General features: G+C 57.6%; 21 protein-coding genes, 2 tRNA genes and 1 pseudogene. 18 read left to right on the plus strand and 6 right to left on the minus strand.

The genetic code is table 11. The features are described from left to right. Nucleotides 1-10: 10 nt before the first annotated feature. The 9 genes and pseudogenes from U6G28_07580 (at nucleotide 11) to U6G28_07620 (ending at nucleotide 10,139) form a co-directional block, all read left to right on the plus strand. A complete protein-coding gene (locus U6G28_07580) occupies nucleotides 11-808 on the plus strand; it encodes a 16S rRNA (uracil(1498)-N(3))-methyltransferase (GenBank protein ID WRS29387.1) in 798 nt (265 codons plus the stop codon). A 108-nt stretch (nucleotides 809-916) separates the two neighbouring features. After that, the gene (locus U6G28_07585) at nucleotides 917-1,969 is read left to right on the plus strand and encodes a PhoH family protein (protein WRS29388.1); all 1,053 of its coding nucleotides are present in this window, start codon (nucleotides 917-919) and stop codon (nucleotides 1,967-1,969) included. Continuing rightward, nucleotides 1,966-2,418 (plus strand): rRNA maturation RNase YbeY, encoded by a 453-nt coding sequence (ybeY, locus tag U6G28_07590; protein WRS29389.1) that lies wholly within the window; start codon nucleotides 1,966-1,968, stop codon nucleotides 2,416-2,418. The genes U6G28_07585 and ybeY overlap by 4 nt, the downstream gene beginning before the upstream one ends. Before the next feature lie 38 nt (nucleotides 2,419-2,456). After that, nucleotides 2,457-3,809, plus strand: a complete 1,353-nt coding sequence (locus U6G28_07595; GenBank protein ID WRS29390.1) for a hemolysin family protein — start codon at nucleotides 2,457-2,459, stop codon at nucleotides 3,807-3,809. A 13-nt stretch (nucleotides 3,810-3,822) separates the two neighbouring features. After that, nucleotides 3,823-4,731, plus strand: a pseudogene (gene era, locus U6G28_07600) (GTPase Era). Nucleotides 4,732-4,904: 173 nt separating this feature from the next. Then, complete coding sequence (locus U6G28_07605) at nucleotides 4,905-6,242, plus strand: LssY C-terminal domain-containing protein (GenBank protein WRS29391.1); 1,338 nt, start codon at nucleotides 4,905-4,907, stop codon at nucleotides 6,240-6,242. A 245-nt stretch (nucleotides 6,243-6,487) separates the two neighbouring features. Continuing rightward, a complete protein-coding gene (leuA, locus tag U6G28_07610) occupies nucleotides 6,488-8,215 on the plus strand; it encodes a 2-isopropylmalate synthase (protein WRS29392.1) in 1,728 nt (575 codons plus the stop codon). A 269-nt stretch (nucleotides 8,216-8,484) separates the two neighbouring features. Continuing rightward, the gene (gene recO, locus U6G28_07615) at nucleotides 8,485-9,228 is read left to right on the plus strand and encodes a DNA repair protein RecO (protein WRS29393.1); all 744 of its coding nucleotides are present in this window, start codon (nucleotides 8,485-8,487) and stop codon (nucleotides 9,226-9,228) included. After that, on the plus strand, nucleotides 9,168-10,139 hold the full coding sequence (locus U6G28_07620; protein WRS29394.1) for an isoprenyl transferase: 972 nt from the start codon (nucleotides 9,168-9,170) through the stop codon (nucleotides 10,137-10,139). The genes recO and U6G28_07620 overlap by 61 nt, the downstream gene beginning before the upstream one ends. 65 nt (nucleotides 10,140-10,204) lie before the next feature. Here U6G28_07620 and U6G28_07625 read toward each other — a convergent pair whose 3' ends face one another. From U6G28_07625 to U6G28_07640, 4 genes are read right to left on the minus strand one after another with little or no spacing between them, the layout of a single operon-like run. After that, nucleotides 10,205-10,732: a hypothetical protein gene (locus U6G28_07625; protein WRS29395.1), complete on the minus strand. Its 528-nt coding sequence runs from the start codon at nucleotides 10,730-10,732 to the stop codon at nucleotides 10,205-10,207. Between the two features lie 42 nt (nucleotides 10,733-10,774). Then, nucleotides 10,775-11,164, minus strand: coding sequence for a Fur family transcriptional regulator (locus tag U6G28_07630; GenBank protein ID WRS29396.1), 390 nt, complete (start codon nucleotides 11,162-11,164; stop codon nucleotides 10,775-10,777). Continuing rightward, nucleotides 11,164-12,024, minus strand: coding sequence for an iron chelate uptake ABC transporter family permease subunit (locus U6G28_07635; GenBank protein WRS29397.1), 861 nt, complete (start codon nucleotides 12,022-12,024; stop codon nucleotides 11,164-11,166). The genes U6G28_07630 and U6G28_07635 overlap by 1 nt, the downstream gene beginning before the upstream one ends. Then, nucleotides 12,021-12,803, minus strand: coding sequence for a metal ABC transporter ATP-binding protein (locus U6G28_07640; protein WRS29398.1), 783 nt, complete (start codon nucleotides 12,801-12,803; stop codon nucleotides 12,021-12,023). Before U6G28_07640 ends, U6G28_07635 begins: the two co-directional genes overlap by 4 nt. A gap of 200 nt (nucleotides 12,804-13,003) precedes the next feature. On the opposite strand from U6G28_07640, the gene U6G28_07645 reads away from it, so the two are divergent. Genes U6G28_07645 through U6G28_07655 form a run of 3 tightly spaced genes read left to right on the plus strand, consistent with a single transcriptional unit; the run spans nucleotide 13,004 to nucleotide 16,354 of the window. Beyond that, the gene (locus tag U6G28_07645) at nucleotides 13,004-14,395 is read left to right on the plus strand and encodes a glycine--tRNA ligase (protein ID WRS29399.1); all 1,392 of its coding nucleotides are present in this window, start codon (nucleotides 13,004-13,006) and stop codon (nucleotides 14,393-14,395) included. Next, the gene (dusB, locus tag U6G28_07650) at nucleotides 14,365-15,618 is read left to right on the plus strand and encodes a tRNA dihydrouridine synthase DusB (protein WRS29400.1); all 1,254 of its coding nucleotides are present in this window, start codon (nucleotides 14,365-14,367) and stop codon (nucleotides 15,616-15,618) included. Before U6G28_07645 ends, dusB begins: the two co-directional genes overlap by 31 nt. After that, complete coding sequence (locus U6G28_07655) at nucleotides 15,569-16,354, plus strand: type I 3-dehydroquinate dehydratase (GenBank protein WRS29401.1); 786 nt, start codon at nucleotides 15,569-15,571, stop codon at nucleotides 16,352-16,354. Before dusB ends, U6G28_07655 begins: the two co-directional genes overlap by 50 nt. A 51-nt stretch (nucleotides 16,355-16,405) precedes the next feature. Here the strand turns inward: U6G28_07655 and U6G28_07660 are convergent, their stop codons facing one another. Continuing rightward, nucleotides 16,406-17,617: a hypothetical protein gene (locus tag U6G28_07660; GenBank protein ID WRS29402.1), complete on the minus strand. Its 1,212-nt coding sequence runs from the start codon at nucleotides 17,615-17,617 to the stop codon at nucleotides 16,406-16,408. 100 nt (nucleotides 17,618-17,717) lie between these two features. On the opposite strand from U6G28_07660, the gene U6G28_07665 reads away from it, so the two are divergent. The 6 genes from U6G28_07665 (at nucleotide 17,718) to U6G28_07690 (ending at nucleotide 24,569) form a co-directional block, all read left to right on the plus strand. Next, nucleotides 17,718-19,013, plus strand: a complete 1,296-nt coding sequence (locus U6G28_07665; GenBank protein WRS29403.1) for a deoxyguanosinetriphosphate triphosphohydrolase — start codon at nucleotides 17,718-17,720, stop codon at nucleotides 19,011-19,013. Nucleotides 19,014-19,079: 66 nt separating this feature from the next. Continuing rightward, entirely contained in the window at nucleotides 19,080-21,044 is a 1,965-nt protein-coding gene (gene dnaG, locus U6G28_07670) for a DNA primase (GenBank protein WRS29404.1), read from the plus strand. A gap of 112 nt (nucleotides 21,045-21,156) precedes the next feature. After that, a complete protein-coding gene (locus tag U6G28_07675) occupies nucleotides 21,157-21,681 on the plus strand; it encodes a hypothetical protein (GenBank protein WRS29405.1) in 525 nt (174 codons plus the stop codon). Between the two features lie 64 nt (nucleotides 21,682-21,745). Then, nucleotides 21,746-21,817 (plus strand) — tRNA-Asn (locus U6G28_07680). A 76-nt stretch (nucleotides 21,818-21,893) separates the two neighbouring features. Beyond that, the gene (locus tag U6G28_07685) at nucleotides 21,894-24,245 is read left to right on the plus strand and encodes a hypothetical protein (GenBank protein ID WRS29406.1); all 2,352 of its coding nucleotides are present in this window, start codon (nucleotides 21,894-21,896) and stop codon (nucleotides 24,243-24,245) included. Nucleotides 24,246-24,492: 247 nt separating this feature from the next. Beyond that, a tRNA-Ile gene (locus U6G28_07690) sits at nucleotides 24,493-24,569 on the plus strand. A 148-nt stretch (nucleotides 24,570-24,717) separates the two neighbouring features. Here U6G28_07690 and U6G28_07695 read toward each other — a convergent pair. Next, complete coding sequence (locus U6G28_07695; protein WRS29407.1) at nucleotides 24,718-25,377, minus strand: hypothetical protein; 660 nt, start codon at nucleotides 25,375-25,377, stop codon at nucleotides 24,718-24,720. Nucleotides 25,378-25,407: the final 30 nt, after the last annotated feature.

The raw sequence follows: 25,407 nt of genomic DNA on the forward strand, positions 1-25,407 counted from the left end.
GCGCAAGACAGTGACTGCATCAGTTTTTTTCGCGCCGGAGGTGCTGGTTGACGGCCACCGAACTCCACTTCGACAGGTAACGACGTCTAGTTCGACTTTGATTCTTGACGGGGATGAGGGACGTCACGCCGCTAGAGTTCAGCGGATCCGTCCGGGTGAGCGCCTAGATTTGGTTGACGGTCAGGGCGTGCGAGTCGTGTCCGAGGCGGTCGGGACAAACCAGGACGGTCTCGAGGTTCGTGCTATGCGGGCGATACAAGAGATGCCTCGAAGCCCCGAACTGATTTTGGTTCAGGCGCTTGCTAAAGGTGGGCGAGATGAGCAGGCAATCGAGACTGCGACGGAGCTCGGGGTTGATCGGGTGATCCCCTGGCAGGCCGACCGAAGCATAGTGAAGTGGAGTCCGCAGAAGGTTAAGCGAGGAGTCGAGCGCTGGCAGAAGGTACTAACTGCGGCAATGAAACAGTCCCGGAGAGCGTTTCTCCCCGGTATCGGAGACCCGGTGTCTTCCAAACAACTCACCGCCGAAGTTGGTAGTTGGACCGAGTCGGGTGATCTGGTGTTGGTCTGTCATGAAGAAGCCACAGTTCCTCTGTCGCAGGTCTTGGCTTCGACCGCCTCAAACGGAGTGGCCCCCGCCAGAGTTGTATTGCTCGTTGGCCCCGAAGGGGGAGTCAGCCCAGAGGAGATTGACGGTTTCAAGGAAGCGGGTGCTACGCCCGTCATCTTGGGCCCCGAAGTGCTTCGCAGCTCGACTGCCGGTCCCGCAGCCCTGGTCGCTGCAAACCTGCATCTGGGCCGCTGGTGACGGGCGGTAGTAACCCTTGTGTAACAGAGTCTGCTCTGGAGCCTGCGAACCTAGATTCACTCGTAGACTTGAGAGCATAAGCCCGCAAGATCACGCAGAATGGATGAGATGACCGAACTAGGAAGTCGTTCACTTACTCGAACCATCGAAGTACCTCAGGACGTTGAACTGGTCTCCCTCCTCGGACCCTCGGACCGGGTCATTCGGGTTATCGAGAAGGGATTCCCAGGCGTCTCGGTCCTGGTCCACGGCCGAATAATCTCTGTGGCAGGTTCTGCAGACCAGGTGGGGACTGTCGCGAAGCTGGTCGAGGAACTGGTGACGTTGGCGCGGCAGGGAACCATCCTTGACGCAGATGCAGTCACACACGCAGTTGACCTGCTTCGCAGCGATACTCTTTTTGAGATGGCGCCCAGTGCAGCCACAGGCCAGGCTTTTGGCAATCCTCGCAGAAACGTCAAGGCGAAGACCCCTGGTCAACAGAACTATATGGATGCCCTCTCACGCTCGCAGATTGTCTTTGGGATCGGGCCTGCTGGAACCGGTAAGACCTACTTGGCTATGGCCGAAGCAGTGGACCAGCTACTTTCCGGCCAGGTTCGCCGAGTGATCTTGACCAGACCCGCGGTTGAGGCCGGAGAGAATCTCGGGTTCCTGCCAGGGTCACTTTCAGACAAGATTGATCCATACCTGCGCCCCCTATACGACGCTCTACAGGATCTCCTTGAGGAGGGATCGCTCCCGCGTCTGATGGAGGCAGGAGCCGTTGAGGTCGCCCCGCTTGCTTACATGCGTGGTCGAACCCTGAACGATTCATTCGTTATCGTCGATGAGGCCCAGAACACGACCGCGGCCCAAATGAAGATGCTCCTGACACGTCTTGGTGAGGGGTCCAAGATGGCTGTCACCGGTGATGTAACCCAGGTAGATCTGCGCGGTGATCAGAAGTCTGGGCTGATCCAGGCCGAGCAGATTCTGAGGGATATTGACGGGATAGGGTTCCAGTACCTCACCAGTGCCGACGTTGTCCGCACCCGCCTGGTGGCTGACATCGTTGATGCCTATGACGAATGGGACACGCGTCATCCCCAAAACAAGGGCGTCGCTTCCAGGAAGAGTGGTTCTTCGAGTCGAAGTCGAGCCGCGGGAGGTAGGCGATGACGGTCGAGGTAATAAACGAAACGGATGTGGACATCAACATTGTTGAGTTCACTGATCTGGCCGAGTATGTAATGCATCAGATGCACGTCGGTTCCGGAGCGGAGCTATGCATCATGTTTATCGATCCTGATCCGATGGCGGAGCTCCACGAGCAGTGGCTTGATCTTCCAGGTCCCACGGATGTTATGAGCTTTCCAATGGATGAACTGAAGCCCGGGACGCCCGCAAGTCCGACAGGCGAGGGCGTCCTCGGGGACGTGTGCATCTGTCCTCAGGTGGCGGCGGAACAGGCACTTGCTGCAGGGCACTCCAAAGAAGAAGAGATGCTGCTTCTTGCAACCCACGGCATCCTTCACCTTTTGGGCTACGACCATGCTGAGCCCGACGAAAAAGAAGTGATGTTTGCACTGCAGCGCAGGCTGCTACTGACCTTCCTAGCGCAGAACTGATGAAGTCGGACCCTACCCTGTGGAATGGTGATAGATAAGTGTCTGGTTTAGCAAACCCCGGACTGTCGGTTGTTCTGGCGATTGTCGGCGTCCTCCTTGTGTTCTTCTCAAGCTGGGTTACCGCAATCGACATCGCGATATCCAGGATGTCCCTGGCTTACGCAGAGGATCTCGAAGAGGAGGGACGGAAAGGGGCATCCTCGCTTGCCTCCGCCCTCAAGACCAGACGCGAAGCATCGTTGGCTCTGCTGGTTCCACGCGACGTTTCCCTCGGTTTGGGGATTTTCTTCATCACTGTGCCTCTGATCGTTCAGTTCGCTGAGCGCGGGCTGCCCTGGTGGCTTGACCTGATATTGACCCTGGCCATCGTCGGGTTGGTAATTCTGCTTTCTCTACTGGGAACTGCCGCGCTACTTAGTGGTGAACGCTACGTTTGGGTTGCTCTGCGCGGGGCACCGCTTGCGAACCAACTCCTTCGCAGACCGAGTCGGATTGCCGCCCTTTCCAAGGGAGAGGAGCGCAGTCAGCGACGTCTTGAGCAACGAAGTACCCGCCTGGATGTGGTCGAGGAACTACGCGAACTGGTTGACGAAGTCACGGAGGGTGACCCCTCTGATCTGGATGAGGAGGACCGAGAAATCATTCGTTCCGTCTTCGAACTGGGCCAAACCAGGGTCGGTGAGGTCATGGTGCCGCGTGGGGAAATCGTCTCGATTCACTCTGATGAGGCCGCAGACGATGCCATTGAGCTTTTCATCCGTTCCGGCTTTTCTCGTATCCCTGTTATTGGCAAGAACAGGGACGATGTACAGGGCGTTCTATATTTCAAGGACGTTGTTCGTCGTCTCCGTGAGGCCGATAGCGGTGATCATTTTCAAGCATCTGACATCATGCGTCCAGCTTCTTTCGTTCCCGAGATGAAGCTGGCCGATGACGAACTGCGGGTGATGCAAGAGGAGAACTCACACCTTGCCCTGGTGGTCGACGAGTATGGCGGGATCGCCGGACTGGTTACCGCTGAGGACATCATCGAGGAACTGGTCGGGGAGCTGCAGGATGAGCACGACCACACCGCCGCCTCGCCAGAGCAGATCTCCGAGAACGTGTGGGAGGTGCCCTCGTCCTATTCCCTCGATGATCTCGCGGACCTGATAGATGTCAAGATTGATGATGACGACGTCTATTCCGTGGGTGGTCTTTTAGCCAAGACGATTGGGAAGGTGCCCCTGCCCGGATCAACCGCGCAGATCGGTCCACTGCTGATCGAAGCGGGCGACGAGGTAGGACGACGCAGACAGGTACGCTCGCTCACGGTAACCGTTACCTCTCCCAAGAACGATGAGAGGCCAGATACTGAGGATACCGAGAATGCTGGGGGAGAAAATGATTGAGGAGAGTCAAGACGAGGACTACCGTGCGGGGTTTGTCGCGATCGTTGGCCGTCCGAACGTAGGCAAGTCAACGCTAACTAACGCGCTGGTTGGGCAGAAGGTAGCAATTACCTCGAATCGACCCGAAACCACTCGGCACAACATCCGCGGCATAGTCACTCGCCCTGATGGACAGATGATCCTTGTCGACACCCCTGGATACCATCGTCCACGAACGCTGCTTGGTAAGCGTCTAAACGAGATGGTTCTTGAGGCGCTCGCGGACGTTGACGTGATTGCCATGTGTCTTCCGGCCGATCAGAAGATCGGACCGGGCGATAGGTTCATCGCAGAGCAGATCTCAGGCTCAAGAGCTAAAAAGGTCGCCATCGCCACGAAGTTAGATCTGGTGAGTACGGATCGCTTGATTGAGCACCTGAGTGATATTGAGGGTCTACAGAGTGACGACGGGGTTCAGTTTGACGCGATAGTTCCCGTCAGCGCGGCGAAGGACAAGAATCTTGGCACCCTGATTGACGTTCTGATCTCTTATCTTCCCCCCTCACCGCAGCTTTATCCTGACGATGAGATCACTGACGAGAGTGAAGAAACCCTGATTGCTGAGTATGTCAGGGAAGCGGCACTCGAAGGAGTACGGGACGAGCTACCGCACTCTGTAGCGGTCCGGGTCGACGAAATGGTTGAGCGAGAGGGTAAGGGAGACCGGGGCATCCTCGACATCTATGTAACCATCTTCGTTGAGCGAGACTCCCAGAAGGCCATCGTGATAGGCAAGGGCGGAGAGCACCTCAAGCAGGTGGGGGTAAAGGCCAGAGCGGAGATCGAAAGACTGTTGGGGCGCCGGGTATATCTGCATACGCACGTTACTTCACTCAAGAATTGGCAGACGGACCCGAAGGCATTACGAAGGCTGGGGTTCTAGAGCGCTAGAACTTCAAGACGGCCATATGGCAGCCCGAAAGCGCAGGACTCTGGTTTTTGAGGGGTCTAAGCTTCGAAGTAACGACGTCGGAGGGGGCTGAACGCACCGTGAGTCAGAACAAGAGCGGTAAAGGCAGAGCCGAAGCAAATTCAGTGCCTCCTGAGACTCAGCATGTGCGCGAATCGAGATTGTCCGTGCTGGTCAACGGATTCTTCTTCCTGCTAGCGGGTGTCGCGGCGGTTTGGGCACTGGTGGCAGTCTTCTTCGATTCTCACGAGCATAACTGGACGCTGGTCCTCTTTATCGTTGCTCTGTGGGCGGTCGTCGCGTATTGGTTTTTGCCCCGTATTCACAAGGTTCTCAGCGCGATGTACGTGCCGAACTACTTCATCGGTCGTTCCCGAACCAGCGAAGGAATTATGGGCGACCCGATAAACATTGCCTTTGATGGGTCTGCCGATCACATCCACCGAATGATGCAGGCGGCCGGTTGGACCCTGGCTGAGCCGGTCAACCTGAGTTCTGGCCTCAAGATCGTCGAGGCGACTGTGACACGTAAGTCGTATCCGACTGCTCCGGTCTCGACCTTAGAGGTCTTCGAGAGGATGCAGGACTTTGCCTATCAACAGGAGATTGGGGGTAGCCCTGGAAAGAGGCACCACATCAGGTTTTGGCACTGCCCGCCTGACTGGCCGCTGCCCGGTGGGCGAAGGGTTGGCTGGGTGGCTGCGGGAACCTACGACCGGTCGGTGGGCCTATCGCTGTTCACCCTGCAGGTGACGCACAAAATAGGCGACGATATCGACGGTGAACGTGATCATGTGCTTGATTCACTCCGCGAGGTTGATCCCAATCTGAGGGTTGACTGGATAGAAGACTTCTCGACGGCCTATCACTCCCGCAATGGCGGAGGGGATCTGATCGCTACTGACGGTAACCTGGCGATTGTTGACCTTACTGAGGTGCCGCGAACGGTTCCCACCCCCGACCTCAAGGCAATCGAATCAATGGCCGAGGCCCCGGACCCGACTGCAGACGACCCAAGAGTCGAAATAGAAAAGATTCCCCGTCCGGGTGGCGTCTACTTGGCAGTCGCAGTCATACTGGCAATGGTGGCTGCCGAGGCATGGAGAATGATAAGAATCATTGCCGATCCTAAAGTGGTGGATTCGCTGAACATTCCGAATCTCGCTCCGGAACATGTTTTCACTGCCGGTATAGTTATCTCGGCGGCGCTGATCGTCCTGCTCATCCTGCTAGGACTGGGAATGTGGTTTGGATACCGCGGAGCTCGTATCGCTCTGGTTCTGGTGGTCGGTTTCGAGGTGGTTCATACGTTCCTGCTATGGGTGGCAAGGGACTATGCAATCGACCGGTACTCAAACATGCTCTCCCTGAGCATCGCAATCATTATGTTGGTGGTGCTGACCTCCCCTTCGGTAACCAGCTTTGCCCTCTCTAGGGTCGAGTTTCGTCGACAGCGAGACGCCTACCTACAACAGTTGGCGTGAGCCTTGGAACGACCAGTTTCTGGAACGGTTTGCCACGGACTGAGCAAGCGGAATACATTGCAGGTGTGAAAGCTCTTAGCCTCCTGCTTGGTTGCCGCGGCGAGTCCTGACCGGATCGGACGACTCGACGCGGAGTTAGGCGTTCCGATCTGGCGGACAAGCCCAGGGCCCAAGCGGTCCGGTAACCAAGAAAGAGCACCATAATGATTACAGCCGGACACAGAAACAATCAGAAATCTTCCGGAATGCCGGTGGCAAAATATCGGCCGTTTAGTGAAACCAACCCAATCAGTCTGCCGGAGCGAACCTGGCCCGATAAACAGATAGTTGCGGCACCGCGCTGGCTTTCGACCGATCTGCGTGACGGAAACCAGGCGCTGGTCGAACCCATGGACCCCGCGCGCAAGCGACTGATGTTTGACCTGCTAGTCCGAATGGGATTCAAAGAAATCGAGATCGGATTTCCTGCGGCATCGCAAACAGACTTTGACTTTGTACGATCTCTGGTAGATGAAGGCGCGGTTCCCGATGATGTCGTCGTTTCCGTTCTGACCCAGTCTCGCCAGGACATCATTCGAAGAACGGTGGAGTCCCTCGCCGGTTTGAAGCAGGCCAACATTCACATTTACAACGCAACATCGCCAACGTTCCGCGAGGTTGTCTTCGGTAATGACCCAGTCTCAACCGTCAAGTTGGCGACTTCCGGGGTCGCGCAGATTATGAGCGATGCTCAGGAGATTCTCGGAGAAAACACTGTCGTGGGGTTGGAGTACTCGCCCGAGATTTTCATTGACACCGAGCCCGAGTTTGCACTTGAGATCTGCGAGGCGGTGATGGATACCTGGGAGCCCGGACCCGACCGAGAACTGATCATCAATCTACCCGCAACGATCGAGCGCAGCACCCCCAATGTCTACGCCGACCAGATTGAGTTCATGTCACGCAACCTAACCCGCCGCGAGCATGTTTCACTGTCTGTTCACCCGCACAACGATCGTGGCAGTGCTGTTGCCGCCGCCGAACTAGCAATGCTGGCTGGGGCCGACCGCGTGGAGGGCTGTTTGTTTGGGCAGGGCGAACGCACCGGAAATGTTGATCTGGTAACGCTGGCTCTTAATCTTTATACCCAGGGGATTGATCCGCAGCTGGATATCTCTGACATTGACGAGATTCGTCGTACGGTTGAGTACTGCACTTCGATGGAGGTTCCGCCTCGGACTCCATACGCTGGCGACCTCGTCTACACCTCGTTCTCTGGTTCGCATCAGGACGCAATCCGTAAAGGGTTCGCGGTTCGGGGCAGACTTGTCAAGGAAGCCGGGAATGAGGAGGACGTTGTCTGGGAGATTCCATACCTCCCGATCGATCCGGCGGACGTTGGTCGTTCGTACGAGGCGGTAGTAAGAGTAAATTCGCAGTCCGGTAAGGGCGGGGTGGCATTCTTGATGTCCTCGGCACACAACCTGGAGTTACCGCGCCGCCTGCAGATCGATTTCTCAAAGATTGTCCAGGGGAAGACGGAGGCCCTCGGCGGAGAGGTCGATGCAGACGCGATGTGGAAGATCTTTGCCGACGAGTATTTGCCTAATGATGCCGCAGACGGGCTGGAGCCCTGGGGTCGTTTTGTTCTGGGCAAGACCTCCGTTGATGCGGACGAGGACGGAGCACATCTTCGAGCCGAGATTCGCGATCGTGGCGAAGTTGTGGAACTTCGTGCGGACGGTTCGGGCCCCATCGATGCCTTTGTAAATGCGATCCAGCAGCAGGGATATGACTTCCACATCCTTGATTACTCTGAGCACGCTATGGGCGCAGGACACGATGCCAAGGCGGCCTCGTACGTTGAGGCCGAGGTCGATGGTCAGGTTGTCTGGGGCGTAGGGATCGACCCTTCGATCGCGCGTGCGACCTACAGAGCCGTTATCTCCGCCCTCAACCGAGCACTGCGAGACGTGAACACGGTCAGAGACTAGGTCCCATAGGTTGGCCGCTACCCGGGTTTCACTCTCGAAATGCCTGTGCGCTATTACCTGTGCGCATTTGGTTGTCCCCGGCAATCCAGGGACCAAGATCGCTGCTCGGTCGAGTTCGAGAGCGAAATCCGGTGGCGGTTGACCGATGTGGTGTTTCGGAGCCAAGTCCAGGTAGTCATTGACGTAGTGCAGGTTGTTTTCGAGAGCGAAACCCACTAGCGGCGAGTCCCGTATCGAGGGATGGTTGATTCTCGTGAGAGAATTGACGGGTGCTTCGGACATACCGTGATCAAGTGATCGTGCTACGCAGCTACAAGCTGGGTGAGGCCGATCGAATTGTGGTGATGCTCGGAAAGAAGTCCGGCCAGATCAGGGCCGTCGCAAAAGGGGTGCGACGGACGACCTCTCGCTTCGGAGCCCGTCTTGCCCCCTTCAATCTAGTCGACATCCAGCTTCACAGCGGACGCAACCTGGACACGGTTACGCAGGTTGAGACCATTAGCGCCTACTCAGACTCGCTGACGTCAAGCTATCCAGAGTTCACCAACGCCAAGCTGATCGTCGAGACTGCGCAGAAGGTAACCGAGGGTCACGAGGAGCCAACTCCCGAGCAATTCGACTTACTGCACGGAGCCCTACACACACTTGCTGGCTCGGCCCGCCCGGCCACCCTCGTCGGGACGGCCTATCTGCTTCGTTCTATGGGTTTGGAGGGGTGGCGTCCCACGCTGACCAGTTGTGTTTCGTGCGGACAATCGGGGGACTTGCGGTTCTTCTCCTCGGGTGGGGGTGGAGCGTTCTGTGCCAGTTGTGCTCCCCCCGACGCAATGCCAATGGAACCCGGTAGCGCCACCCTAATGGAGGCCCTGATTCGGGCCGACTGGCAGAGTGCCATGCTCGAACCGACTCCGCTGTGGGAACAGGCACACGACCTTGCGGGAGCATGGGGCCAGTGGCATCTGGAGCAGAGACTACGTTCTCTACCGTTCGCGACCGCTGGCGCAGCCGGCTAAATGGAGGGACCATGCTGGACGGGGCATCGTTGGAGTTCGAAGAGCCAGGGAACGATAAGGCACACGACTCTCGATATGACTTTGGTAGCTTTGGTGCACGTGGCGCGGGCCGACTGAAACCCCACGATCCCGGATACAATCCGCTCGCTGCGCCGGGAGAGGGACCGGTTCGCGTTCCTCCCGCTCTCCTCGGAAAGGCTCCGAAACACGTCGCGGTGATCATGGACGGAAACGGTCGGTGGGCGAACGCTCGCGGACTGCCTCGTACAGACGGTCACAGGGCTGGGGAACTTTCTCTTATGGATACGGTCGCTGGAGCGGTAGAGGCGGGAGTCGAGTATCTGTCTCTCTATGCGTTCTCCACCGAGAATTGGCGCCGTTCACCCGCTGAGGTTCGATTTCTCATGGGGTACTCACGGGACACTATTCGAAGACATACCGACAGGCTCAATGAGTGGGGGGTTCGCGTTCGGTGGGTTGGACGTGAGCCGAAGCTGTGGAAGTCCGTGATCAAGGAACTCAAGGTCGCCGAGGAGAAGACCAGGGACAACACCAAGACCGAGCTATTACTCTGCGTGAACTATGGCGGACGAGCCGAGATTGCTGATGCGGCACGAAAACTGGCGAAGGAGGTCGCGGAGGGAAGCCGAAAACCCGATTCAATCGGCGAAAAGACCCTCGCCAGCCATCTCTATCTATCTGACACCCCGGACGTGGATCTGCTGATTCGTACATCGGGCGAACAGCGAATCAGTAACTTTCTCCTGTGGCAACTGGCCTACGCAGAGCTCGATTTTGTGCAGACTGCGTGGCCCGATTTCGGACGTGAGGCTCTTTGGGAGCGGCTAGTGGAATACGGCACCCGAAACCGCAGATTCGGCGGAGCTAAAGACCGCGTCGAAGGCTCTTGACCCGGTACTAGGGAATGGTCGTTTTGCCAGTCGTCGCATTACCTGGATGTGCAATAAGACCAGTCTTAGTCTTCAACGGGAGCGCTGATAACCACGGCTGCGGGAGTCGGCGCTTCGCGTCGTTTCCGGACAATAACAACGACCGTAACCACCGCGATAACCAGTGCGAGCGCCGCCCAAGCCCACGGACTTCCGGCAGCGGCTTTGATTGCGGCTTGCCATACCGCGAGCATCCCTAAACCGTAGAGAAGAGCCCAGGCAACGCACCCGGGAATCATCGCCGCGGTGAACTTCGCCCAGTTCATTCTCACCAGACCGGCACCGCCAAGGATCGCCGTTTGCAAGCCGACCGTAAGGAAGCAAAGTGGGATAACGATGATTCCCCAGTGCTCGAGAATGTGAGCACCCTTCCGGGGAACCGGTCCGTTTGCCCAGTTTGCCAACCCCTTGAGCCAATCGAACCTGCCTGATGCTCTGGTGACAAGAGCTGGGACAGAGCGCGCCACCCAATAGGTGCCCTGCGCGCGGAAGAAGACCACGAAAAACAAGAAGACTATGAGGGGAACTCCGCTTTGAGCCCATGATGGAATCAAGATGGAATCTCCTTCGGGATAAAGACGGTCACTAGCTACACCCTACTTGCATCTGGGACACAAACCGAAGAGTTCCAGCTCATGCCCGGTCAGATCGAACCCCTTCTTTTCCGAAACAATGGCGAGTAGCGGTTCGATAGCGGACAGGTCTACCTCTTCAGTATGCCCGCAGTCTGTGCACACCAAGTGGTGGTGGTGGCCGGTGTCCTCGCAGAGGCGATACATGACTTCACCGTCGGCAGCCCTTACGGTATCCACCTGGCCGGATTCCTCAAGAATCTGAAGGTTACGATAGACCGTCGCGAGACTTACCGACTCGCCCTCGCTCACCAGATCGGAATGGACCTGTTGGGCTGACCGAAACTCATTACGCCCTTGAAGCGCGGCGAGAACTGCCTGACGCTGCTTCGTCATTCGCTGGATTTGGGCCATCAGTGGTGTACCTCGACTTTTCGCTTGGATCTATCTGCAATGGTCCTAAAGAAGAACGCTACGGCGTAGACAGTTACAGCCAACACGACGATCATCGCGCCTGGCGAGACATTCACATAGAAGGTTATCCAAAGGCCCGCGACGCAGAGGATGCCGCCAAGTACCGTTCCCATCGCCATCGTTCCCTTGAAGGACTTTGAAAACAGACCCGATGTTGCAACGGGAACGATCATCAGGGCCGAAACCAAAAGCGCGCCAACCACACGCATCGAGACGGCCACGGTGACCGCCGACAGGACAGCGATCAGCATCGATAGGCCGCGAACCGGAAGCCCGGTTGCGGTAGCGAAGTCCTCGTCCGACGTGACGGAGAACAGGGCTCCCCGCAGACCGATGCCAAAGACGAAGATTACTATCGCCATGACGGCGATGATTATCAGATCGCTCCAAGATACGGTTGCTAGAGAGCCGAAAAGGTAAGAGTTCAACTGGGTGGACGTCCCCCCAGCTAAACCAATAAGAACAACTCCGGCAGCGATACCGCCGTAGAAGAGCACAGCCAACACCACGTCGGCTGATGTTCGACCGGATTGGCGGATCAGTTCAATTGCCACGGCCGCTGCGACCGATGCCAGCAGTGCTCCCGGGACTGCTAGTTGATCGACCGGCACCAGGTTGGCAGCCGACCCGACCAACCATCCGAGTGCCACGCCCGTCAGGGCAACGTGGCCAATGCCGTCTCCCAGCATCGCAAGTCGGCGGTGAACTAGGTATGTACCTACGACCGGGGCGGAGACGCCCACCAGCAGTGCGGCAATGAGGGAGCGGAGAAACAGGGGAGAGGTAAGCAACTCAATCACAGCCGTGACCCCTGCCTGACATCCGAGCACTCGGGGTCAATCCACACGGACGAATCATCGTAGTGGCTTTGATGAGTACACGGTCCGTCGTGAACCAGGTGCCCGTACGAAAGTCTCAGCTCGCGAGTGATCAGAGGAGTCAACTCTCCGAGTTCATGGAGGACCAGCAACGAGGTTGTTCCCGACTCTTTCTGGTTTGCGACTATCTGGGCTAGGCGCTCGCGGTTGTGAGCGTCGAGTCCGGTCAGTGGTTCGTCCAAGACCAGCAGTTCCGGTCTACGAACGAGTGCTCGGGCAATTAGTGCGCGCTGTTGTTGACCGCCGGAGAGTATTGCGAATGGTTCTTTAGCGCGGTGCGCCAAGCCGACCTGCTGAAGGGTCTCTTGGACTCTTTGTTTGGAACCCGATTTTGGCCATAGGGTTCTATACCCGAGAAGTCCTGACTGAACTACTTCAAAGACCGAAGACTCGACGCCCCCAACGGATGAAAGACGTTGCGGAACGTAACCGACCCTCATCCAAGGCGGGGTCCCAATCGGCGAGGCGCCTGTTGAACGGATATATCCGAAGAGATCAATCATGCCCCTCTGGAACGGTTCGATTCCCATCAGAGCCTTGACCAGTGTCGACTTTCCGCTACCATTATTGCCCGTTATGGCGACGCACTCGCCGGGTTCGATACGGGCACTGATGTCGTGAAGCACAACGTGGCGCCCGTAGCCGACTTCGAGATCATCGAAAGCAACAGCTGCATCCGGAGGAGAACTTGACTGAGTCACCCGACTATCCTGTTCTTGTTGCGAATGATAGTCAAGAAATCTAGGGGCGTCTGAGGGCAACGACCCGAAAAAGTAACGAAGTCTACTGGAACTGACTTCGAGGTCTTCAACGGCTCTAGCTAAACTTGGCTGATGCCGCCACGAGAAGGGCAAACCAGTGCTTCGCGTACAGGGTCGGCAAAGGAATCAAGGAGTTCGGCGTGAGTTCGGATGTTCGTCAGCTAGAAGCAGTCATCAACCTTGCCAAGAGACGAGGGTTTGTTTACCCGTGTGGCGAGATCTATGGTGGCACCCGATCTGCCTGGGACTATGGGCCATTGGGAGTTGAACTCAAAGAGAACATCAAGCGCCAGTGGTGGAAGACGATGGTTCGTCTACGCGACGACGTCGTCGGAATTGACTCATCCGTCATCCTCCCCACCAAAGTTTGGGAGACCTCTGGTCACGTCACCGCGTTTACTGATCCACTCATTGAGTGCCAGAAGTGTCATAACCGCTTCCGTGAGGATCAGCTTATCGAGCAGTACGCCGAGAAGAACGGGTTGGAAGAATCGGCGGTGACCATGGAGATGATTGCCTGCCCTAACTGTGGAACCCGTGGCGAGTGGACGGAACCCAAAGCTTTCTCTGGGCTTATGAAGACCTACCTCGGGCCGGTGGATGACGAGGCGGGACTGCACTACCTGCGTCCTGAAACGGCTCAGGGAATCTTCGTTAACTACCTCAACGTCATGACCTCGGCCAGGAAGAAACCGCCGTTCGGTATCGCCCAAATCGGAAAGTCGTTCCGCAACGAGATCACCCCGGGCAACTTCATCTTCCGCACTCGCGAGTTTGAGCAGATGGAGCTTGAGTTCTTCGTTGTTCCGGGTACGGACGAGGAGTGGCATCAGTACTGGATTGATCTTCGCACCAACTGGTACGTGGATCTTGGTATCAATCGCGACCACCTCCGTCACTATGAGCACCCCAAAGAAAAGCTGTCTCACTACTCGAAGCGAACCGTTGACATCGAGTACACCTTCGGGTTCCAGGGATCCGAATGGGGCGAGCTTGAGGGCGTCGCCAACCGTACAGATTACGACCTGAGTGTTCACGCTGAGGCGTCTGGCGCCAAGCTCGATTACTTTGACCAGGCGACAGGGGAGAGATGGACCCCTTATGTCATTGAGCCTTCGGCGGGTTTGACCAGATCACTTATGGCTTTCCTCGTCGAGGCGTATTCCGAGGACGAAGCGCCAACCGGCAAGGGGGGCGTCGAAAAGCGAGTTGTGCTTCGTCTCGACCCACGGCTAGCGCCCGTGAAGGTCGCGGTTCTTCCTCTCTCGAAGAAAGAAGAACTGTCCACTCCCGCGAAGGAACTCGCCTCTAGGCTCCGCGAGCTTTGGAACGTTGAGTACGACGAGACCGGCGCAGTGGGTCGTCGCTACCGCAGACAGGACGAAATCGGTACTCCGTTCTGCATAACCTACGACTTCGACTCCCTCGAAGACGATGCAGTTACCATTCGTGACCGCGACACCATGGAACAGGTGCGCGTTCCGATTGCCGAGGTGCGTTCATGGTTGCTGGATCGCCTAGAGGTCGCCTAGAGGCACCCACGCCGATTGAGCTCGGTGCGGTTCGAGTTCACACTCCGCTGATCCTGGCACCAATGGCCGGGGTCACCGATGCTCCCTTCCGAAAAGTCTGTCGGAAGTTCGGCGAGTCGCCTCTCGCCGAGTACCATCCAGAGCTCCTTGAACGGGCTATCCCCGGAGTGGACGGACCGTCCGGGCTGTATGTCGCAGAGATGGTCACGGCGCGTGCACTGCTTGAGAACAACGAAAAGGCCTGGCACATGGTTCGCCCGGACCCGAGCGAGCGAGTCAGATCAGTTCAACTCTACGGTACTGAACCAGAGGATCTTGGACGAGCGGCGAATCTGCTAGTCGACCGGGAATTGGTTGATCACATCGATCTCAACTTCGGCTGTCCGGTGCCGAAGGTGACGCGTAAGGGCGGCGGGGCCGCAATCCCGTGGAAGCGCGATCTTTTTGAGGATATCGTTCGGTCGGTTGTCAAAGCCGTCGACGCGGGGGCTCCCGGTGGTCCGGGGAGTATCCCGGTTACGGTAAAGATGCGCATAGGCATAGATAATGATCACGTCACGGTCTTCGATGCGGCTGAGATCGCGCAGCGGTGCGGCGTTGCAGCGGTAGGGCTCCACGCTCGCACCCAGGAGCAGTACTATTCCGGGGCGGCAAGGTGGTCGTGGATTGCCCGGCTCAAGGAGCAAATGAGAGTTCCGGTCTTCGGGAACGGGGACGTGTTCACCGGGGCCGATGCTGCGTCGATGCTTGAAGAAACCGGGTGTGACGCCGTGACCATAGGTCGCGGAGCCCAGGGGCGACCCTGGCTGTTCGAGGATGCAGTCTGTTCAGTATGGGGTTTGCCAACGCCGGATCAGCCCACGCTCGATCAGGCTCGGAGAACTCTACTTGAGCAGGCCCGTGGCACCGTCGAGGCCGAACAAAATGAGTTTCGGGCAATGCGAGAGATGCGCAAACACGTCGGTTGGTACCTGAAAGGGTTTCCAATCGGGGGTGAAGTACGCCGAGAGTTGAATCTCGTCGACTCCTTACAGGAGCTAGAAGACAGACTCGGTGAGCTCGACGGCGACCTGAAGCTTCCTCCTGGCTCGGCTGGGAAGGGGGTCCGGGCCGGCAAACCTCGTAGGCCGCATTTGCCCTATGGTTGGCTTAGCTCACAAATTCTCTCCGAGGATGAACGTGAGGGACTGGCTGACGCTGATGATGGAGGTTCCGGTGGCTGATCTGCTTGAGCGATTTCGAGACAGGGATGGAGTCGTCGCTGTAGTGCCGCTCACTTCGAAGAATCTAAAGGATGTTCGCAAAGAATGGGGTGAAGCTGCTTCGGCTGGGGCAGACATGGTCGAATGGCGTCTGGACTGGCTTGAACCGAAACGGAGTTCGAAGAAAATATCGCTTCGCAAGGTTGCTGAGGTGGCTGACGAGATGCGTGAGGCCACCGGGGTTCCGGTTTTGGCAACCTACCGCACCGCGGCGGAAGGCGGAGCTAAACGTCGGGGGCTCGTCGATGATGAGGACCTGGACTACGATCGTTTACTCCGTTCTGCCGCTCAGTGGGCAGATGCGGTCGACATCGAGTATCAGCGGGCCGGGGCAAACGAACTAATTCGTGAGGTCAGAGAAGAAGTTCCTGTGGTCGGTTCCTTCCATCTCCTGATCCCGATTCACTCATCCGAATCCTTCGAGGAGTGGCTCTCTGAGGCCGAGGCGAGCGGCGCTAATGTTGCCAAACTCTCGGCCATGATGGATGGAGCCCGGAGCGCTGAAGCGATCAGAGAAGCGCAAATGTGGGCGGTTGAGAATTTAGAGGTTCCCTCGGTGGTGCTGGGGATGGGGCCGGGGGGCAAACAGACGCGTTTAGGGGACGCTGCCCGACGTAGTGCATTCACGTTCGCAACCGTGGGACGCGAGAGCGCACCCGGCCAGCCGACACTCGAGGAATTGAGAAAATCTCTTTAGGTCCAGTTAGAAATTCTCTTTAGGTCCAGTTATCGGTCTCTCTAGATCCAGTTATCGGTAGGCGAGAGGCCCCGCGGGTTCTGGCGTTGGCGGAAGAAACCAGGCGCAGGAGTTAGGCCGTACTACGGTCTCCCCGTCCGGGGTGAGGCGAAGGTCGCCCGACATTACAAGTGGCCGGTTCTCGGCAGGGATGATGACATCGGCTTTCCCAGTATTTAGAACCACGAGGACATCGCCACTCAAGTGCACTGCTGTCTTGGTGTCGCAGTACCCTGGGCCATCGAGAAATGCGAGCGTCGCGTCGCCTAGTGCGTGCTTCTTCCTAACCAGAAGAGCCTCCTTGGTTAGGGTTGCTTGACTCTTCGCTTGCCTTCCCTTCTCGAAGCTGAGTTTGAGTCGTGGAGCGGCGCCGTCCTTGACCGTGACTCCGCCACCCACGTGCAGGAAGGGTACATAGACTGATCCGGGAAGCGATGCTGCATAGAGCATCATCGCCATTTCGCGCTGATCGCTCTTAGAGCTCTTGGCCCAGCCGTAGTCGGCGCTGTTCCTCGCGTACGGGGAATCTGTCCACTTGGGAAGCGAATAGCGCCATGCGGCGGTGTGACCCAGTGGGTCACGATCCGCGTAAGCCAAGCTAACCCGTTGTTTGATCTCGTGGGCGTCCCACGGCGTCGCAACGAGCGAATCATCGCGTAGGTGGTGAAACCACTCCTCAGTCAGGTGTCGGAGCGCTGCCTCCCTCGGCTGCGAAGGGATCGCAGCTGCGAGGATTGTCGTTCCTCCGGCTAACTCGACCTCAGCAAGTTGCCCCTGAACCGCCTCTGTGAATGCGCGAGCATTAGCTGCTGAGTCGGGGCTCCCCGCCTCGTCATTTACTAGACCCAAGTCAACTCCGTCGGCGTTTGTCGCCAGGATTGCCCGAGCGCGACGGTGTAACTCAGAGACATCGTGCTCAAGAGTGAGCTGAGGTGGGCTGCTCTCGGGTCTAAGGTCCGCTTCATCGTCCGTGAGGAACGCGCGCACAACCACCTTCAGACCCTGATCGTGCGCCTTCTCAACGAAAGAAGGAAGGGACTTGGCCCCAACATCAACCCTTGGGCTTGCGGGTCTGATGAGGACCGCATCAAAACCAAGCTCCGCGACATCTGGCAGTAGTCGCGCGGCACGCTTTAGGTCATCGTTGCTAAAGGCACCTGGAAAATCACAGATCACCGCAGAATGCCACCAAGGGGCCTGCGTCTTGGCGCGCCGATGAATCATGCGCGTGGTAACGGTCTGGCGCGGTAAATCCACTACCAACCCCCGAGGTTTGTCGTCCCAGTAGCGGGTCCGGTCGAATACTCATACTAACCTTAGCCCTGTGGAGCAATCTCAAGTCTTAGAAGTCCGCCCCAGTTTTTTGTGGCCCTACACAACCTGGGATGCGGAGCGACGGTTTGGTGAAGCCCCGAAGGAGTCTCACCGAACCCCATTTGAGCGAGATCGCGCTCGGATTCTTCACTCAGCAGGTCTGCGCCGCCTCGGAACCAAGACGCAGGTTCTTGGCCCTGCCACGGACGATTTCGTTCGAACTCGCCTTACTCACACCCTTGAGGTCGCTCAGATCGGTAGGGGACTTGCGCAGGAGCTCGGCCTTGAACCGGACATTGTGGATGCCGCTTGCCTGGCTCACGATCTAGGTCACCCACCATTTGGGCACAACGGCGAAAAGGCGCTGGATGAGGCAGCGAAGGATGTCGGGGGATTTGAAGGTAACGCCCAGACATTCCGGTTGGTCACCCGCCTTGAGACAAAGGTGCTCGGTCCAAACGGCGAACACGGCGGGCTAAACCTAACCCGGGCCACACTCGATGCGCTGACTAAGTATCCGTGGCGGAAAGGCGAAGGGCCGGATCCGAAGAAGTCCGCCATAAAGTACGGGTGCTACCCCGACGATACGGAGATCTTTACTTGGATGCGCGAGGAAGCGCCGGAGGGAAGGCGCTGTCTTGAGGCGCAGGTTATGGATCTTTCGGATGACATCGCCTACTCCGTCCACGACCTAGAAGACGCGGTGACAACCGGTAACTGTGATCTTGCCGAGCTAATAAACGAGAACGAAATCTCGCAGGTGGCGGGCTCTACAACTCGGTGGTACGGGCCCGGATACAGCGTGGACGAGCTTCGTCAGGCGGCGCATCGACTAATGCGCCAGACATTTTGGCCCACCTACTATGACGGGACGTATGCCGGGCAGGCCCGGCTAAAGGATCTGACATCTTCCCTAATTGGCAGATTCTGTGGTGCGACCATAGAGGCAACCCGGGAGCGTTTTGGAGACGGCCCATTGGGACGATACGGAGCCGACTTGGTCGTTCCACGCGAGACTGAGGCTGAGATCATGTTCCTCAAGGGCATCGCCGTGCACTACGTGATGGCTCCCCGAGAACTCGAACCCCTGTACTTCCAACAGCGAACCCTGATTTTCGATTTGGTTAGCGCGCTGAAGGACACGGCACCGACAAGTCTCGAAGAACCGTTTCGCGCCGAGTGGCATAAGGCAACGGACGACGCGGGAAGACTCAGGGCGGTCATCGATCAGATCGCCTGCTTGACCGACTTCTCGGCAAATCAGTGGCATGCCCGACACTGCGGGATGCTATCGACGCTTCTCTAGGGTGCGCCCCGCGACGGTTCTCAGAGGGCGAACCGTGGGGCTGCGACCTCGGCTTAGACTGTGCTCATGCCAGGGCGAATCAGACGTGAGGATATCGACGCCGTTCGTGAGCGCGCCCGAATAGAGTCCGTCGTCGGGGAACAGGTGACTCTCAAGGGTGCCGGAGCTGGTTCCATGAAGGGTCTGTGCCCGTTTCATGACGAACGAACCCCCTCGTTCCACGTCCGTCCTGGCCTGGGACTATGGCACTGTTTCGGATGTGACGAGGGCGGAGACGTCTTCTCGTTTGTGCAGAAGCTCAATCATCTTTCCTTCGCGGAGGCAGTAGAGTACCTGGCGGGAAAATACGGGGTAACTCTGAGGTACGAGGACGGTGAAGGACCCAGACGAGGAAGCGAACCCGGTAAACGGCAGAGACTTCTTGAGGCTCACCGCGTCGCGCAAGATTTTTACCGAGGATATCTTGATTCCCCGGAGGCTAAGGAAGCGCGTGAGTTCGTCCAGGGACGGGGTTTCGGTAAGGCCGAGGTTGATCGTTTTGGAGTTGGAGCTTCTCCGTCTGGATGGGACGGCCTTATCCGGCATCTACGTTCCAAAGGGTTCACCGAAGATGAACTGATCGCCTCAGGTCTCGCGGTGCAGGGTAACCGCGGTCCGTACGATCGGTTCCGGAACAGGGTAATGTGGCCGATCCGCGATCTGACCGGGGCGACTGTAGGCTTCGGTGCGCGTCGGTTGGGTGATGACCCAAACTCGCCCAAGTACCTCAACACTCCGGAGACGGCGATCTACAAGAAATCTCAGGTTCTGTATGGGATCGATTTGGCGAAGAAGGACATCGCAAAACAACGTAAAGTAGTGATTGTTGAAGGCTATACGGACGTGATGGCCGCCCATGCCTCCGGAGAGACAACCGCCGTTGCTACGTGCGGAACAGCATTCGGGCGCGAGCATACACAGATCGTTCGCCGCCTGCTGGGGGATGTGCAGAGCCCTGCCGCAGGTGTCGTGCTCTCCGACGGACGTGCCCACGGAGGGCAGGTCATATTCACTTTCGACGGGGATGAGGCCGGTAAAGCCGCTGCCCGACGTGCCTACGTTCAGGATCAGTCCTTCGCCGCGCAGACTTTTGTCGCAGTTGATCCTGAAGGCAAAGACCCGTGCGATCTGTGGACCCAACGTGGTCCGGAGGCAGTGCAGCGTCTGATCGCCAGCCGGGTTCCTCTTTTCGAGTTTGTTCTGCGTTCGGTGCTCGGCGAACTTGACCTGACCAACGCCGAGGGACGAGTCCAGGGCTTGCGCGCCTGCGCACCTATTTTGGCTGGTATCAAGGACCGAGCTCTTCGGTCCGAGTACACCCGTCAGGTAGCTGGCTGGCTGGGCATGGAGCCGCGCGAGGTCGAGTCGGCTCAGCACGCCGCAAGTCGAGAGCGCCCGCCTCAGGACCTTCGAAACACGGGAGGTTCTAGCCCGGTGACGGCCCCAGTTCGGCGACCCTCCCAGTTGCCCACAGACCCGGCTTCCCTGAGTGAACGCTACGCTTTGGCCGCCACGATCCAGCACCCGCTGGAAGTTGTTGGTGCCGGTTTTGAGATGCTCGAAGCGGACTCCTTTTCGGTTCCCACCCACAGACTGGTTTTTGACGTCATCACCGCAAATGGAGGTCTTGACTCATTCCTCGACGAACTGTCGAAAGCCGAGAAAGAGGTCGGCGTTGGAAGTGATTCAGTGAATCTCGCAGTTCGTCGTTGGGGGGAGCATCTGCTGGACGGCCTGGATCAGTCGGCGCGGGACCAGGTGACTGCCCTCGTCCTTACGGACCTGCCGGTGAACGAGGGGGAGCAGGGTGCCGTGCGCGACTACGCTCAGGGGATTGTCCGCTCGTTGGTCCGAAGGGACCTTTTGCGTCAAGCAAGTAATCTCCAAGCGCAACTGCGACGCAGCGAGCCGGAATCAGATGAGTACAAGCAGGCGTTTATCCAGTTGATCGATATCGACAAGAAGAGACGGTCCTACAGCGACCTGTCGTAGTCCGGAGTCCCCGGCCGGGAGCTTGCGTTGCATACGCTGGGGTTGTACTGCAGACCGGCAGTTTCTCTGAGCAAACGTTGCCACCCGTAACCAAACCGGGTTGAATTGGAACATGTTCGGAAAACTAAAAGCGTCGGGCCGGAAGGCAAACAGGATCGCGTTGCCAGAACCATTCGCACAGTTCGTTCCGAGTGGTGACCAGAGTCAGCCTTGGGAGAGCATCGACGAGGAGCGGGTGGTGTTGGCTGGACGCCACGCCCTGATTCTGATTGGCCCGGGTGGCGTGGAGGACTCTGGACTGTGGCACGAGGTTCAGTATGTGAAGTGGACGGCAAACAACAGGAGATTGACCGTGATATGGGTCCAGCCGGGGCGCGAGCCGGTGGTTGTCACTACTGAAACGGATGATCCCAGATCGCTAATGGAGGCGATCACGACCAGGGTCGAAAAGACCATAGTTGCAACGCGTTCCTTCTATACGCCGACCGGAGTGAAAGTATCGGCCTCGATCCGGCGCCGGGTTGATGGCGAACTGTTCTCGACGTTGCTGGCAGATGGTGATCTGAGCGAGGATGATCGCATAAAGGCCGATGAAATCGAGCAGACACTTCGAGAGGAGCTCGGGGTTGAGGATTAGCTCTCAGGGACCCGTTTTGGTTTGGAAAAGAACGCTCTAGCGCCGTAGTATCGTCCTTGCGCATTCCTGCGTAGCTCAATGGCAGAGCATCCGACTGTTAATCGGACGGTTGTTGGTTCGAGTCCAACCGCAGGAGCCGAAACGACAGGTCAGAACGTCAGCCGTTCTGACCTGTTCTGGCATCTTGGGCCGAGGAAGGCGAGGGAGCCGACATGAAGCTAACACAGGTGGCGGACAGGCCGTTCTACACGGGATATCGATCCAACTTCGTATTCAGACTCGCAGATGACGAATCAGCGGGCGACGTTGTCGATGCCTATGTCAGACAGTGGCTTGAGCGTGTCTCTCCGGGTTGCGGCGTCGAAGACCGAGGAGAAGACTACACGGAGATTCAGCTTTCCGAAGGTATCTTCGCGCAGCAGGCTCGGTCGTCGGGATTCGGGGGAAAGGCTGAGGGGCGAGTTTTCCGTGTCTACCTTCCGCAGTCGCTCGCGGTGGATGATTCCCTTGACGTGGGAGGACCAGCAACCCCCGATCCATCACTGGTGGCGGACGGAGGGGCTCCGGAGCGCTACCATCGCACAACAATCTACGCCTTCCCCACGCAGTATCGAGGCCGTCCCGGAGCCAACATACTGATTCAAGGTGCCACGGACGACGAATCAATTCTTGAGGCAATCGACCGGTTCGAGGTGCCGAGCATCGTCCGGGTGATGCTGGATGAACGAAGCTGCTACAACGGATACACGCGCCTTACTACCCAGCCGGTGATTGTTCACCGCAAGACCGTGAAACATCTGATTGACGCTGTTCTTGATCCGGATAGAACCGCTTCTGTCGTGGCTGCAGCTTCGCCTCGGACCAGTAGCGATGAGGAGTTCGCACACGTAATCGGGTCGCTGATGCGTCGTAGCATCGGAACTGCGACCGGATTTGTCTTGGCCGAGACTGTTGTCCCCAAGTTCAACAGGCAATTGCCCTCTCACCTTCAAGTTCCACGCGGCGACGTCCGCACCTACCTGCCACACGTGGACATTGATGATCCGGTCTCGGGCGCACGGCACCGCTATACGGGGCCGAACACTCTTGCGCGGTCCCTGGATGCGCAACAGCAGGTTCAAGGAATTTTGCCGATTCTGCACTCGCGGCTGCCTCGTCGTCAGATGTTGGAGCGACCACTTGCGCCCGAATTGCTCTCGCTGCGCGCTCAGATTGATCGTCAGGCACGCCATGGGCGAATCGCATCGCTAGTAAGGAGTCACCTCCCTCGTCCTCACGAGGAGAGCGCGGAACGAGGTTTAGGGCCCGAAGGACAGGCGTCATTTGACGAGGTTCTTCTTTCGCAGTCATCCCAGATTTCGGAAGACTCGCCGACAACCGAATCTACCGAGAAACTGGAAAAGTCTCTTGCTGGTGAGAGGGCGACTAGAGGAATGTCGGCAGCGGAGCCAGACATCGCCCGCATCCAATCCGCTACAGACGAGCCCGCTTACGATAGTGCTGGCAAGGTCCTGAGCTCAGGCGGACTGGATTCTGCCTCAGACGCGCCCCGGCAAATCGAACATCTAGGCGACCGACCCGACAAGCCGGCTGAGAGTACGAGCGATCAGAAGGACACCTCCACCCCATCAGGACCGGTCTCATCGAGACGAATTACGAGCGCAGTTGATCGGCCTGAACTGGATGAGAGCGCGAAAGGCCTTTCCAGGGTCGCTTCTTTTCTGCGACGTTGGCTCTATCCACACGGTCACGAAGACGTTTCCGAAGACACGGTAGACCGCAAGATTACCGAGGCGGATTTAGTACTGGTAGCCAGAGACGATGAGCGTGCGGCGGCCCTTGAAATGGTGGACGAGGCGCAGGAGGAACTGGACCACTTCTCGGCCCAGTTGACGACGGCCATGAGTGAGCTGGCGGATGCTCATGCCGACGCGGCCCTCGCCCAAGAAGAGGCTAATGAGTACAGTGCAAAACTAACGTTCTATCGCAAGCAGTTGATGGAAGCACGACAGTTTGAAGCTCTTGCAGCACAGTTACCAGAGGCCGATGAATGGAATACGCCCGGGGACCTGCATGAGATTGCGGCTATCCTGACAAACGCTCCCGAGGGGGAGACAATCCGTGAACACGTGGTGTTTACCGGAGACATTGCCGCCCTGGACGCTGTTGCTCAAAGGGATAGTCATGGACAGTACGCGGCGGCGACGTGGTCATTCGTTCGCGCGCTCTATGATTTTGCCCAACTGAAGGCTAGCGGAGTCAACATCGACTTTGACATGTACCTCAGAAACAATGAGCTCGATGGACACAAGGTCTCGGTGCGACGCCATGCCCGCCACGAGACCGAGATGATCCGCACCCGCGACGATCTGCGGCAACTACGAGAATTCCCGGTTCCGCTTGAAGTTGATCCGGGCGGAAAAGTCTTCATGGAGTCGCACTTCCGGGTCGGCTCAGGCGACGGTTTCTCGCCTCGCATGTACTACCTGGACAACGCTGATCGGGACGGGCGAATCTATATTGGCTATATCGGCAGACATCCAAAGGGTTTCCTGACCAACTGAGCTGACTGGCCGCCGCCATCGAGTTAGTTGATGGCATGCTTTGGATCGGGCTTGTCGAGGTGATTTGCTCATGCTTTCTCACCTCTTGGTTGGGCATTTCTCGCCTCTGGAGCGTGTCATGGCGCATTGATGAGACAGCAATCACGCCGGAACTCATGTCGCTAGTGAGCGACTTGGAGGATACATCAGAACTCACGCTTCCCGTGTGTGAGGCAGTCGCGAGGACAGGCTAAGATAGGCGAGGCTGGCCCCCGTAGCTCAGTCGGTTAGAGCAGCGGACTCATAATCCGTTTGTCCTGGGTTCGAGCCCCAGCGGGGGCACCAATGGTCGCTCTTTTATCTTGGAGACTCTTCATCAGAGGAACTGCTGTTGTTCTATCCGCTGGGCTGGCCCTCCGGGCTGGCTGACTTACGTGCGTGGGCAGGGCGCTCCTCAAAAGCCACTTAAGTCTGCGACACAGAAGATGGCGGCCTAATTTGGTTGACCAGACAGGTTCTCCGCGGACAGTCGGGTTCGAATCTCTGCCTCAAGGGCAGTGACGGCATCGTTACACGACTGTATTTCGGCGTTTAGTTCACCCAACTGTGTCAATCCAGAATCGGTTTCAGATTCGATTGCTTCGTCCCGGATTCGGTCAAACTGCCAGGCGATACTGGCGATGTGAGTCAGTATTTCCTCGTTGTTTCCACTGGAGGCGAGGAACTGTGCCCACCGACTCAGCACATCGGCCAGACGCTGACGCTCTGCAACAACCTGGTGTTGCAAAGCCTCAAGTGCCTCTGTTCGCGCCCGCTCATCTATGTGGTCGGGAATCGGTTTGAAACTGCGGATCACGATCTTGTTCCGGGAGATCTCGCTACGTTCTTCGTCGGCGATAGCGTGCAAGAACTCAGAGAGAGCAATACGGTTAACCGGGGCCCAGCGACGCGCTGCAGAACGAGCGAGGATGCGATCAAGCACCATCGTCGTTAGTAGGAATGTGACGAGACCAGCAGCAAGGCCGGAAAGGACTACCAGTTCGTTCCACACACCGGTGTTGACATCGATCCAGATAATCACTCCGATAACAACCAGTGCTGCGACCAATGTCGCGATCGCCTTGGCTCGCGCCGTGAACGATTTAGGTTGCACGAAATATCACCACTTCTTCAGTTCCATGTC

This window comes from Actinomycetaceae bacterium MB13-C1-2 (genome assembly GCA_035621235.1).
In the GTDB taxonomy this organism is placed as follows: Bacteria; Actinomycetota; Actinomycetes; order Actinomycetales; family Actinomycetaceae; genus Scrofimicrobium.